Origin of the sequence: Telluria aromaticivorans (genome assembly GCF_013003915.1) — a bacterium.
GTDB lineage: Bacteria > Pseudomonadota > Gammaproteobacteria > Burkholderiales > Burkholderiaceae_D > Telluria > Telluria aromaticivorans.
The window spans coordinates 654,885-666,675 of record NZ_JABAIV010000003.1 but is presented as its reverse complement, the minus strand read 5'-3'; the positions used below and the strand labels follow the sequence as shown (position 1 = coordinate 666,675).

Below are 11,791 nucleotides of genomic sequence, written 5' to 3'. Positions count from 1 at the left end.
CAGCCATGAATGCGCGGCGCGGCTTCACGCTCATCGAGCTGCTGGTGACGCTGGCGATCCTGGCCCTGCTGGGAACGCTGGTGGTGCCGGTGGCCCAGGTCACGGCCCAGCGCCGCGACGAAGTCGAGCTGCGCCGCGCCTTGCGCGAAATCCGTACCGGGATCGACGCCTACAAGAAGGCCAGCGACGAAGGCCGCGTAGCGAAGGCCGCCGGCGCTACCGGTTACCCGCCGCGCCTGGAGATGCTGGTCGAGGGCGTGCGCGACCTGCGCAGCCCGAAGCAGGCCCGTATCTATTTCATGCGGCGCCTGCCGCGCGACCCGTTCAATCGCGACCCGGAACTGGCGGACGCCGCCACCTGGGGCAAGCGCAGCTATGCCAGCGAGCCGGACGAGCCGAAAGAGGGCGACGACGTCTACGACGTGTATTCAATCTCGGAGAAGCCGGGCCTGAACGGAATACCCTACAACAAATGGTGAGCCCGATGCGCATTTCCCCGCGGCGCCCGCGCGCCTTTACCCTGATCGAACTGCTGGTGGTGCTGGGCATCGTGGCGCTGCTGCTGACGCTGGCGGTGCCGCGCTTCTTCCCGAGCATCGACTCCACCAAGGAAACGATCCTGCTCGAGAACCTGCGCAACACGCGCGCCATTATCGACCAATATCACGCCGATACCGGGCGCTATCCCGAGTCGCTCGAGCAACTGGTCGAGAAAAAATACCTGCGCGAGCTGCCGATGGACCCGATCACGGAAACGCGCGACGGCTGGATCGTCGAGCCGCCGCCGGAAGGCGAGCAGGGCGCGGTCGGCAATGTCCGCAGCAGCGCCCCCGGCAACGGCCGCAAGGGCACGGCCTACGCGGAGTGGTGAGGTGCTGAGCAGGGCAGCTTCGCGCCAGGCCGGGTTCACCTACCTCGGCCTGATCATCTTTGTCTTCATCATCGGCCTGGTCGGCGCAGCGACCATGAAGGTGGGCGCGCTGCTGCAGCGCGCCCAGGCCGAAACCGAACTGCTGGAAATCGGCTTTCAATTCAGCGCCGCGCTCAAGAGCTATGCCGAGGCCACCCCGCGCGGCCAGCCCCCGCAACCGCTGTCGCTGCAGGAACTGCTGCGCGATACGCGCTTCCCGAGCCCGCGCCGCCACCTGCGCAAGATCTTCGTCGACCCGGTGACCGGCCAGGCCGAGTGGGGACTGGTACGCGCCGGCGAGGGCGGCCGCATTCTCGGCGTGCACAGTTTGTCGCAACGGCAGCCGCTCAAGCTGGCGAAGTTCGACGAGCGCTTCCCCAATTTCGAGAACAAGGAACGCCTGGCGGACTGGAAGTTCATGGCCCAGGGGCAGGGCGCAGCGCCCACCGCACGGCCGGGTGCACCCCAGCCGCAGGTGACGATGGAGCCGCCGCCCGAGCTGCCGGCCGGGCCGGTGGCCGAACCGGTGGCGGCCCAGGCGCCGATGCAGGAACTGAAACCGCCGCCGCGCGCCGAACCGGAGCCGGAACCCGAGCCCGAACCGCCGCAGGACGAGCCGCCCGCGCAAGACGAGTCCGACGACGACAAGAAGGAAGAGAAGGACAAGGACGAGCCGAAGGAAGCTCCGGCCCAGGAATCGGGGCGCTAAGCCCCTTGTGGATTACTTGGAGCGGCGCTTGAAGTCGCGCGGCCGGAAGCCCAGCGCCAGCAGCACGGCGAAATAGGCCAGGGCGGCGGCGGCGATGATGCCCGCCAGTGCGCCGGCACGCAGCAGCGGCGTGGCACGCAGCGCGATCCAGTCGAACTGGGCCTGGGCGAACCACGACACCGCGCCCATCACGCCCACCGCGATCACCAGCTTGAGCACGAACTTGCCCCAGCCCGGCTGCGGCACGTAGATCTGGCGGCGGCGCAGTCCCGCATACAGGAAGGCTGCATTGATGCAGGCCCCGACGCCGATCGACAGCGCCAGGCCGGCCACGCCGAACAGCGGCACGAACACCAGGTTCATCAGCTGGGTGGCGACCAGCACGCCGACCGCGATCTTCACCGGCGTGCGCACTTCCTGGCGCGCGAAGAAGGCCGGCGCCAGGGTTTTCACCAGGATGAAGCCAAGCAGGCCGGCGCTGTAGGCCATCAGCGGCATCGACGAGGCAGCGACATCGCCGGCGTCGAATTTACCGTAATGGAAGAGGGTGGCGATCATCGGTGTCGCCAGGGTGGCCAGGCCGACCGCCGACGGGATCGCCAAAAGAAAAGTAAGGCGCAGCCCCCAGTCGAGCAGGGACGAGTATTCCTGGGTGTCGCCCTCGGTATTGGCCTTGGCCAGCCCGGGCAGCAGGATGGTGCCCAGCGCCACGCCCAGCAGTGCGGTGGGCAGCTCCATCAGGCGGTCGGCGTATTGCAGGGCGGTGACCGCGCCGGCGGCCAGCCCGGCCGCGATGGTGGTATTGATCAAGAGGCTGATCTGGGCTGCCGCGACGGCGAACACGGCCGGGCCCATCTTGCCCAGCATGCGATGCACGCCGGCGTCGCGCAGGCCTTTGAGCGGATTGAGCGAGATGCGCGGCAGCATGCCGAGCTTGATCAGCGAGGGCAACTGCACCGCCACCTGCAGCACGCCGCCGATGCAGACGCCCACGGCCATGGCGTAAATCGGCTGCTCGAAATAATCGGACATGACCAGGGCGGCAAAGATGAACGACAGGTTCAGCAGCACCGGGGTGATGGCCGGGATCTTGAACTGGCGCCAGGTATTCAGGATGCCGCTCGACAGCGCCACGAAGGCCATGCAGGCGATGTAGGGGAACATCATCTGGGTCATGACGACCGCGGCATCGAAGGCGGCCGGTTCACGCTGCAGCCCGCCGCCGATCCACAGGATCAGGACCGGGGCGGCCACGATGCCGGCGATGCTGACCAAAATGGTCGCCCAGATCAGTACCGTGGCCACATGGTCGACCAGGGTCTTGGTTGCGTCCTGGCCGTGCCTGGTCTTGTATTCGGTCAGGATCGGGACGAAGGCCTGGGAGAACGCACCCTCGGCGAACAGGCGCCGCAGCAAATTTGGCAGGCGAAAGGCGATGTTAAAGGCGTCGGTGAAATTCGAGGCGCCGAAGGCGGCCGCGAACAGGCTGTCACGCAACAGGCCGGTGACGCGGGACACCATGGTCATGCTGGAAATGGCAGCGAGGGTACGGAGCAGGTTCATGGGCGGGGATTATACTTGGGCAACACCAAGCCAGTCCGGGCGCACGGGGTCGCGAGAGCAATTTATTCGTTTTACAGGCGTGGTGCGGACGACAATTATTGATTTATGAATTGCCGATACCCGATTCCTTCGCTATAATCGTGGGCTGTACTGAATTCTGTTAGCAGACACTAATCGTTGGGCAGGCACCGAAAGCGCCGGTTTCACTCGCTAATGTTTGCAAACGCAACTTGACCCCGATTTAGGAAATTTCATGGCAAATACCGCACAAGCGCGCAAACGCGCTCGTCAAGCAGTTAAGCAAAACGCGCACAACTCGTCGCAGCGTTCGACCCTGCGCACCGCAATCAAGGCAGTTCGCAAGGCCATCCAGGCTGGCGACAAGGCCGCAGCAACCACCATCTTCCAGCAATCGGTGTCGACCATCGACAGCATCGCTGACAAGAAGATCATCCACAAGAACAAAGCAGCGCGCCACAAGAGCCGCCTGGCTGCAGCCCTGAAAGCACTGTCGGCTTAATAGCCCCGTGCGTGCGGCTCCGGCCGCGCAGGCAGTTCTGTGCAGTAGAAAGACCCGTCCGACCTTTGGTCCGGCGGGTTTTTTTGCTTGCCGAACCATATCTTTGCCATGCCGCGGCGGCCCCATCCTGAGGCGTAGCGGGCGTCCCTCCCGGCCAATGGCGGATATCCTAAAACCGTGGCGCCCAGTAAAATACTGGTGCATAATGTGAAACGCTCGTCTTATGTCTTATAGAAGACTTGGATTTTGAGACCGATATTCACACCTGTTTTAGACACCGCGCCCACCCGCGCGCATCGAGGAAAAAGCGTATGAGCAGTGATTCGACCATCATCTACACCCTGACCGACGAGGCGCCGCTGCTGGCGACCCACGCCTTCCTGCCAGTGGTCAGCACCTTCACCAAGCCTGCCGGCATCACGGTCGAGCAGAGCGATATTTCGGTCGCCGCCCGTATCCTGGCTGCTTTCCCGGAAAACCTGACGCCGGAACAGCGCGTGCCGGATTCGCTGGCCGAGCTGGGCAAGAAGACGCTCGAGCCGAGCGCGAACATCATCAAGCTGCCGAACATCTCGGCCTCGGTGGGCCAACTGGTCGCCGCGATCGAGGAACTGCAGGCCAAGGGCTACAAGCTGCCCGACTACCCGGCCAACCCGAAGACCGACGAAGAGAAAGAGATCAAGGCACGCTACGGCAAGTGCATCGGCTCCGCGGTCAACCCGGTCCTGCGCGAAGGTAACTCGGACCGCCGCGCACCGCGCGCCGTGAAAGAGTACGCACGCAAGAACCCGCATTCGATGGCCCCATGGTCGCCTGCCTCGCGCACCCATGTCTCGCACATGACCCACGGCGACTTCTACCACGGCGAAAAATCGCTGACGGTGGCCGGCGCGCGCGACGTCAAGATGGAACTGATCACCAAGAGCGGCCAGACCATCGTCCTGAAGCCGAAGGTCGCGCTGCAGGATGGCGAGATCATCGACTCGATGTTCATGAGCCGCAAGGCGCTGCTGGACTTCTACGCAGCCCAGATCGACGACGCGAAAGAAACCGGCGTGCTGTTCTCGCTGCACGTCAAGGCGACCATGATGAAGGTCTCGCACCCGATCGTGTTCGGCCACTGCGTGCGCATGTTCTACAAGGAAGCGTTTGAAAAGCACGGCGCCCTGTTCGACAGCCTCGGCATCAACGTCAACAACGGCATGGCCGACCTGTACAACAAGATCGCCGACCTGCCGGCCTCGCAGCGCGAAGAAATCGAGCGCGACCTGCACGCCTGCCAGGAACACCGTCCGGCGCTGGCCATGGTCGACTCGACCAAGGGCATCACCAACTTCCATTCGCCGAACGACGTGATCGTCGACGCATCGATGCCTGCGATGATCCGCGCCGGCGGCAAGATGTACGACGCCAATGGCAAGCTGAAGGAAGTCAAGGCCGTCATCCCGGAATCGACCTTCGCCCGCATCTACCAGGAGATCATCAACTTCTGCAAATGGCATGGCGCCTTCGATCCGAAGACCATGGGCACCGTCCCGAACGTGGGCCTGATGGCGCAGCAGGCCGAAGAATACGGTTCGCACGACAAGACCTTCGAGATGCTTGAGGACGGCGTCGCCAACATCACCGACATCGCCACCGGCGAAGTGCTGCTGTCGCAGAACGTCGAGACGGGCGACATCTGGCGCATGTGCCAGGTCAAGGATGCCCCGATCCGCGACTGGGTCAAGCTGGCCGTGACGCGCGCGCGCAACTCGGGCATGCCGGCCGTGTTCTGGCTCGACCCGTACCGTCCGCACGAGAATGAACTGATCAAGAAGGTCCGCACCTACCTGAAGGATCACGACACGACCGGCCTGGACATCCAGATCATGTCGCAAGTCCGTGCGATGCGCTACACCCTGGAGCGCGTCAAGCGCGGCCTGGACACCATCTCGGTGACCGGCAACATCCTGCGCGACTACCTGACCGACCTGTTCCCGATCCTGGAACTGGGCACCAGCGCCAAGATGCTGTCGATCGTCCCGCTGATGGCCGGCGGCGGCATGTACGAAACCGGCGCCGGCGGTTCGGCGCCAAAGCACGTGCAGCAGCTGACCGAAGAAAACCACCTGCGCTGGGATTCGCTGGGCGAGTTCCTGGCCCTGGCGGTGTCGCTGGAAGACCTTGGCCTGAAGACCGGCAACAAGCAAGCCAACGTGCTGGCCCAGACCCTGGACGCCGCCACCGGCAAGCTGCTGGACAACCGCAAGTCGCCATCGCCGAAAACCGGCGAGCTCGACAACCGCGGCAGCCAGTTCTACCTGTCGATGTATTGGGCCCAGGAACTGGCCGCGCAAACCGACGATGCCGCACTGGCAGCCAAGTTCGCGCCGCTGGCCAAGCAGCTGAGCGAGAACGAGGCCAAGATCGTCGCCGAGATGCTCGAAGTGCAGGGCAAGCCGGCCGATATCGGTGGCTACTATAAGGCGGATGAAGCGAAGGTGAAAGCCATCATGCGCCCAAGCGCGACCTTCAATGCGGCGCTGGAAGCGTTTGCTGCCTGATCGCCAGCGGGAGCTGATGTGAGAACGCCGACCTGAGGGTCGGCGTTTTTTTTGCTCTCGTAGGGTGGGCGGCTTGTCCGCCCACGCGGTGATTGTTAACGGCTCCGCTTTCGTGCCGGATGATTTTGCTTCAAACGATCACCGCGTGGGCGGGAGGACCCGCCCACCCTACGGGTATCGGACTTCGATGAACTCCCCCGGCATCAAGGGATGCGTCGCCAGCGAAAACGGCCCGATACTGCTGCGCACCAGCCGCAGTGTCGGCAAGCCTACCGCCGCCGTCATCCGGCGCACCTGGCGGTTCTTGCCTTCTTCCAGCGTGATCGCGAGCCAGCTCGTAGGCTTGTCCGCGCGCGCACGGATCGGCGGGTTGCGCGGCCACAGCCATTCCGGTTCGGCGATCCGCACTGCCTTGCAGCGCTTGGTCACGAAATCGCCCAGGTCGAGCGGCGCCTGCAGGCGCGCTAATGCGTCCGCGCTTGGTACGCCATCCACCTGCACCAGGTAGGTCTTGGCTTCCTTGTGGTCCGGGTGCGCGATCTTGTGCTGCAGCTTGCCGTCGTCGGTGAGCAGCATCAGGCCTTCGCTGTCGGCATCGAGGCGGCCGGCGGGATAGATATTCGGGATCGTCACGTAATTGGCCAGGGTTTCGCGGCCGTCCTGCGCCGAGAACTGGCACAGCACCTGGAATGGTTTATTGAAGAGTATCAGTGCCATGAATTGCAAATGGGAGCAAATAAAGAAGGAATAGGCTAGGGAAGAGGCACGACATGGCGCCTCGGAAAATACTGGTGCATAATGCAAGACGCAACCAGCGTCTTATACAAGACTTGCAGCCGCAGATTTTGCCAGCCTGCGCACCGTAGTTCCGCGTGTGAGTTCCACTTTTTAGTTCCGCATTTTAGTTCATGTTGGCAGGCCCGCCCGACGCCGCGCCGGCGGCCTGCCCCGCGACCACTTGGGAGAAGACGATGTACCAACATATCAAGGTCCCGGCCGACGGCCAGAAAATCACCGTCAGCGCCGATTTTTCGCTCAGCGTGCCGGACAATCCGACCATCCCCTATATCGAAGGTGACGGCACCGGCGTCGACATCACCCCGGTCATGATCAAGGTGGTCGATGCGGCGGTGGCGAAGGCCTATGGTGGCGCGCGCAAGATCAGCTGGATGGAAATCTATGCCGGCGAAAAATCGACCGGCATCTATGGCCCGGACGTGTGGCTCCCAAGCGAAACCCTCGAGGTGCTGAAGGACTACGTGGTCTCGATCAAGGGTCCGCTGACCACGCCGGTCGGCGGCGGCATCCGTTCGCTCAACGTCGCGCTGCGCCAGGAACTCGACCTGTACGTCTGCCTGCGCCCGGTGCGCTATTTCGCCGGCGTGCCTTCGCCGCTGAAGCAGCCGGAAAAGACCGACATGGTGATCTTCCGCGAGAACTCGGAAGACATCTACGCCGGCATCGAATGGGCCGAGGGCTCGCCGGAAGTGAAGAAGGTGATCAAGTTCCTGACCGAGGAAATGGGCGTCAAGAAAATCCGCTTCCCGGAGAGCTCGGGCCTCGGCGTCAAGCCGGTTTCGCGCGAAGGCACCGAACGCCTGGTGCGCAAGGCAATCCAGTACGCGCTCGACAACGACAAGCCTTCGGTCACGATTGTCCATAAGGGCAATATCATGAAGTACACCGAAGGCGGCTTCCGCGACTGGGCCTATGCGCTGGCGCAAAAGGAATTCGGCGCCGAGCTGGTCGATGGCGGCCCATGGTGCAAGATCAAGAACCCAAAGACGGGCCGCGAGATCACGGTCAAGGATTCGATCGCCGACGCCTTCCTGCAGCAGATCCTGCTGCGTCCGGCAGAATACAGCGTGATCGCCACCCTGAACCTGAACGGCGACTATATCTCCGACGCGCTGGCCGCGCAGGTTGGCGGCATCGGCATCGCGCCGGGCGCCAACATGTCCGATTCGGTGGCGATGTTCGAAGCCACCCACGGCACCGCGCCGAAGTATGCGGGCAAGGATTACGTGAACCCGGGTTCGCTCATTCTCTCGGCCGAGATGATGCTGCGCCACATGGGCTGGATCGAGGCAGCCGACCTGATCATCAGCTCCATGGAAAAGGCGATCACATCCAAGAAGGTCACCTACGATTTCGCGCGCCTGATGGAAGGCGCGACCCAGGTCTCGTGCTCGGGCTTTGGCGAAGTGATGATCGAGCAGATGTAAGGGGCCGGTTGGCGAAAGCACTGCCCGTGAGGGGCAGGGCGAAAAAAAACCCCGCAGCAGCGGGGTTTTTTGCTTCCGGGAGGGGAACGATTAGTTACCCTGGATGTTGGAAGCTTGCTTGCCTTTCGGGCCTTGCGTGACTTCGAATTGGACTTTTTGACCTTCTTTGAGGGTCTTAAAACCGTTCATGTTGATTGCGGAAAAGTGCGCGAACAGATCTTCGCCGCCGTCATCAGGAGTGATGAAGCCAAAGCCTTTGGAATCATTGAACCACTTAACAGTACCAGTTGCCATAAAAGAACCTTCAATTAAAAACAAATCACACGAGCCATAAAAGCAAGAAGCCTCTTGCCCCCTCCTAGCCTGCTCACTTCTTATCAACGAGACTAAAAGTACAGTGTTGACAACTGCATTGTTGGTGGAATAACCACGTAAGTCAAGCGCTTTTGAGCAGGTGTTGCCAAATTTCCTACAGCAGAGCTAACCCGGCTCTTGATTTCGTCAATTGGATCGCCATCTGCGCATTCAGGAGAAAACAAGTAAGATGGAAAGCACATGAGAACGAGCTGATGTTTACGCTTGGCACCGATACCGAAAGCATTAGAATACGCCCATGGCTACGAAGCATGAAACCGAACAGCTGCTGGAGCGGCAGACCGTAAAACCGCCACCTTTGTACCAGGTGGCATTGCTGAACGACGACTACACGCCGATGGAATTCGTGGTAGCGGTGATCCAGGAGTATTTCAACAAGGACCGCGAAACGGCTACCCAGATCATGCTTTCCGTGCACCGTCATGGGAAAGGGGTCTGTGGAGTGTTTTCCAAAGATATAGCGTGTACCAAAGTGGAGTTTGTCTTAACGCATGCGCGTAAGGCAGGGCATCCCCTGCAATGCGTGATGGAGGAAGTATGATTGCGCAGGAACTTGAAGTATCCCTACACATGGCCTTTGTCGAGGCGCGCCAGGCACGCCACGAGTTCATCACCGTGGAGCACTTGCTGCTCGCGCTGCTGGACAATCCTTCGGCCGCCGAAGTCCTGCGTGCGTGCGCGGTCAATATCGAAGACCTGCGCAAGACCCTGACTAATTTCATCGGGGATAACACCCCGACCGTGCCCGGCACGGGCGAGGTCGACACCCAGCCGACGCTTGGTTTCCAGCGCGTGATCCAGCGTGCGATCATGCACGTGCAGTCGGCGTCCAACGGCAAAAAAGAAGTCACCGGCGCCAACGTGCTGGTGGCGATCTTCGGCGAGAAAGACTCGCACGCGGTCTACTACCTGCACCAGCAGGGCGTGACCCGCCTCGACGTGGTCAACTTCATCTCGCACGGCGTGCGCAAGGACCAGCAGCTCGACACCTCCAAGGCGTCCGAGGGCGTGGAAGAAGCGCAGGTCGAAGGCCAGGCCAAGGAAAGCCCGCTCGACCAGTTCACCCAGAACCTGAACAAGGCGGCCGCGGACGGCAAGATCGATCCGCTGATCGGGCGCGAGGAAGAAGTCGACCGCGTCATCCAGATCCTGTGCCGCCGCCGCAAGAACAATCCGCTGCTGGTGGGCGAAGCCGGTGTTGGCAAGACCGCCATCGCCGAAGGCCTGGCATGGCGCATCGTCCAGGAAGACGTGCCCGAAATCCTGCAGAACGCCGTCGTGTATTCGCTCGACATGGGTGCGCTGCTGGCCGGCACCAAGTACCGCGGCGACTTCGAGCAGCGCCTGAAGGCCGTGCTCAAGCAGCTCAAGGACACCCCGAACGGCGTCCTGTTCATCGACGAGATCCACACGATCATCGGCGCCGGTTCGGCCTCGGGCGGTACGCTCGATGCATCGAACCTGCTGAAACCGGCACTGGCCAATGGCCAGCTCAAGTGCATCGGCGCGACCACGTTCACGGAATTCCGCGGCGTGTTCGAGAAAGACCACGCACTGAGCCGCCGTTTCCAGAAGGTCGACGTCAACGAACCGTCGGTCGAGCAGACCGTGGCGATCCTGCGCGGCCTGAAGTCCCGCTTCGAAGAGCACCACGGCGTGAAATATTCGGCATCGGCGCTGACCACCGCGGCCGAGCTGGCGGCGCGTTTCATCAACGACCGCCACCTGCCCGATAAAGCCATCGACGTGATCGACGAGGCCGGCGCTGCCCAGCGCATCCTGCCGAAGTCGAAGCAGAAGAAAACCATCGGCAAGACCGAGATCGAGGACATCATCGCGAAGATCGCGCGGATCCCGCCGCAAACGGTCAACCAGGACGACCGCAGCAAGCTGCAGACCATCGACCGCGACCTGCGCAACGTGGTGTTCGGCCAGGACCCTGCGATCGATGCGCTGGCATCGGCCATCAAGATGGCGCGCGCCGGCCTGGGCAAGCAGGACAAGCCGATCGGTTCCTTCCTGTTCTCGGGCCCGACCGGTGTCGGCAAGACCGAGGTGGCGAAGCAGCTGGCCTTCATCCTGGGCATCGAGCTGATCCGCTTCGACATGTCCGAGTACATGGAGCGCCACGCGGTGTCGCGCCTGATCGGTGCGCCGCCGGGCTATGTCGGCTTCGACCAGGGTGGCCTGCTGACCGAAGCCATCACCAAGAAGCCGCATGCGGTGCTGCTGCTGGACGAGATTGAAAAAGCCCACCCGGACATTTTCAACATCCTGCTGCAGGTGATGGACCATGGCACGCTGACCGACAACAACGGACGCAAGGCCGACTTCCGCAATGTGATCATCATCATGACCACGAATGCGGGCGCCGAAAGCCTGACCAAGCGCTCGGTGGGCTTCGTGGATTCGAAGCAGGCCGGCGACGAGATGGCCGACATCAAGCGCATGTTCACGCCGGAGTTCCGCAACCGCCTGGACGCGACCATCAGCTTCCGTGCGCTCGACGAAGACATCATCCTTCGCGTCGTGGACAAGTTCCTGATGCAACTGGAAGAGCAGCTGCACGAGAAGAAGGTGGAAGCCATCTTCACCGAGAAGCTGCGCAAGTTCCTGTCGAAGAAGGGCTTCGATCCGCTGATGGGCGCGCGCCCGATGTCGCGCCTGATCCAGGACATGATCCGCAAGGCGCTGGCCGACGAGCTGCTGTTCGGCCGCCTGGTCAACGGCGGGCGCATCACCGTGGACCTGAACGAGAAGGACGATGTCGTGCTCGAGTTCCCGGAGGGCGACGCACTGCCGCCGCCGGCTCCGGCCGAGACGGTCGAGATCGAGTAAATCGGTCTGTGATGAGAAAACCGCGCTTTCATAGTGCGGTTTTTTTTGCGCTGAGGGTCCGCCTGCAAACTTGGATCCCGGCCTTCGCCGGGATGACGTGCGTAG

At 62.3% G+C, this 11,791-nt stretch carries 11 protein-coding genes; 8 read left to right on the top strand and 3 right to left on the bottom strand.

Annotated elements, in window-relative coordinates:
• Positions 1 to 5 precede the first annotated feature (5 nt).
• The 3 genes from HGB41_RS12295 to HGB41_RS12285 are packed head-to-tail and all read left to right on the top strand — an operon-like array spanning position 6 to position 1,619.
• Positions 6 to 479, top strand: a complete 474-nt coding sequence (locus HGB41_RS12295; protein WP_171084647.1) for a type II secretion system protein — start codon at positions 6 to 8, stop codon at positions 477 to 479.
• 5 nt (positions 480 to 484) lie between these two features.
• Positions 485 to 871, top strand: a complete 387-nt coding sequence (locus HGB41_RS12290; protein WP_229422986.1) for a type II secretion system protein — start codon at positions 485 to 487, stop codon at positions 869 to 871.
• 1 nt (position 872) lies between these two features.
• A complete protein-coding gene (locus tag HGB41_RS12285; protein ID WP_212760910.1) occupies positions 873 to 1,619 on the top strand; it encodes a type II secretion system protein in 747 nt (248 codons plus the stop codon).
• Positions 1,620 to 1,631: 12 nt separating this feature from the next.
• Here the strand turns inward: HGB41_RS12285 and murJ are convergent, their stop codons facing one another.
• The gene (murJ, locus tag HGB41_RS12280; protein WP_171084643.1) at positions 1,632 to 3,182 is read right to left on the bottom strand and encodes a murein biosynthesis integral membrane protein MurJ; all 1,551 of its coding nucleotides are present in this window, start codon (positions 3,180 to 3,182) and stop codon (positions 1,632 to 1,634) included.
• 253 nt (positions 3,183 to 3,435) lie between these two features.
• On the opposite strand from murJ, the gene rpsT reads away from it, so the two are divergent.
• Together rpsT and HGB41_RS12270 are read left to right on the top strand one after the other, a co-directional pair.
• Positions 3,436 to 3,702, top strand: a complete 267-nt coding sequence (gene rpsT, locus HGB41_RS12275) for a 30S ribosomal protein S20 (RefSeq protein ID WP_027864728.1) — start codon at positions 3,436 to 3,438, stop codon at positions 3,700 to 3,702.
• A 311-nt stretch (positions 3,703 to 4,013) separates the two neighbouring features.
• A complete protein-coding gene (locus tag HGB41_RS12270) occupies positions 4,014 to 6,248 on the top strand; it encodes an NADP-dependent isocitrate dehydrogenase (RefSeq protein ID WP_171084641.1) in 2,235 nt (744 codons plus the stop codon).
• A gap of 168 nt (positions 6,249 to 6,416) precedes the next feature.
• Here the strand turns inward: HGB41_RS12270 and HGB41_RS12265 are convergent, their stop codons facing one another.
• Entirely contained in the window at positions 6,417 to 6,965 is a 549-nt protein-coding gene (locus HGB41_RS12265) for a pseudouridine synthase (RefSeq protein ID WP_171084639.1), read from the bottom strand.
• 254 nt (positions 6,966 to 7,219) lie between these two features.
• Here HGB41_RS12265 and icd point away from each other — a divergent pair, with 254 nt between their 5' ends.
• On the top strand, positions 7,220 to 8,473 hold the full coding sequence (gene icd / locus HGB41_RS12260) for an NADP-dependent isocitrate dehydrogenase (protein WP_171084637.1): 1,254 nt from the start codon (positions 7,220 to 7,222) through the stop codon (positions 8,471 to 8,473).
• A 90-nt stretch (positions 8,474 to 8,563) separates the two neighbouring features.
• On the opposite strand, the gene HGB41_RS12255 is transcribed toward icd, so the two are convergent.
• Positions 8,564 to 8,767 (bottom strand): cold-shock protein, encoded by a 204-nt coding sequence (locus HGB41_RS12255; protein WP_171084635.1) that lies wholly within the window; start codon positions 8,765 to 8,767, stop codon positions 8,564 to 8,566.
• Positions 8,768 to 9,086: 319 nt separating this feature from the next.
• On the opposite strand from HGB41_RS12255, the gene clpS reads away from it, so the two are divergent.
• Both clpS and clpA read left to right on the top strand, forming a co-directional pair.
• A complete protein-coding gene (clpS, locus tag HGB41_RS12250; protein ID WP_171084632.1) occupies positions 9,087 to 9,389 on the top strand; it encodes an ATP-dependent Clp protease adapter ClpS in 303 nt (100 codons plus the stop codon).
• On the top strand, positions 9,386 to 11,686 hold the full coding sequence (gene clpA, locus HGB41_RS12245) for an ATP-dependent Clp protease ATP-binding subunit ClpA (protein WP_171084630.1): 2,301 nt from the start codon (positions 9,386 to 9,388) through the stop codon (positions 11,684 to 11,686). The genes clpS and clpA overlap by 4 nt, the downstream gene beginning before the upstream one ends.
• The last annotated feature ends 105 nt before the right edge of the window (positions 11,687 to 11,791 follow it).

Coding starts and splice junctions, on each gene's coding strand:
- clpS (WP_171084632.1), top strand. CDS start 9,087: ATGGCTACGAAGCATGAAACCGAACAGCTGCTGGAGCGGCAGACCGTA.
- HGB41_RS12295 (WP_171084647.1), top strand. CDS start 6: ATGAATGCGCGGCGCGGCTTCACGCTCATCGAGCTGCTGGTGACGCTG.
- murJ (WP_171084643.1), bottom strand. CDS start 3,182: ATGAACCTGCTCCGTACCCTCGCTGCCATTTCCAGCATGACCATGGTG.
- icd (WP_171084637.1), top strand. CDS start 7,220: ATGTACCAACATATCAAGGTCCCGGCCGACGGCCAGAAAATCACCGTC.
- HGB41_RS12255 (WP_171084635.1), bottom strand. CDS start 8,767: ATGGCAACTGGTACTGTTAAGTGGTTCAATGATTCCAAAGGCTTTGGC.
- HGB41_RS12265 (WP_171084639.1), bottom strand. CDS start 6,965: ATGGCACTGATACTCTTCAATAAACCATTCCAGGTGCTGTGCCAGTTC.
- HGB41_RS12270 (WP_171084641.1), top strand. CDS start 4,014: ATGAGCAGTGATTCGACCATCATCTACACCCTGACCGACGAGGCGCCG.
- rpsT (WP_027864728.1), top strand. CDS start 3,436: ATGGCAAATACCGCACAAGCGCGCAAACGCGCTCGTCAAGCAGTTAAG.
- HGB41_RS12290 (WP_229422986.1), top strand. CDS start 485: ATGCGCATTTCCCCGCGGCGCCCGCGCGCCTTTACCCTGATCGAACTG.
- clpA (WP_171084630.1), top strand. CDS start 9,386: ATGATTGCGCAGGAACTTGAAGTATCCCTACACATGGCCTTTGTCGAG.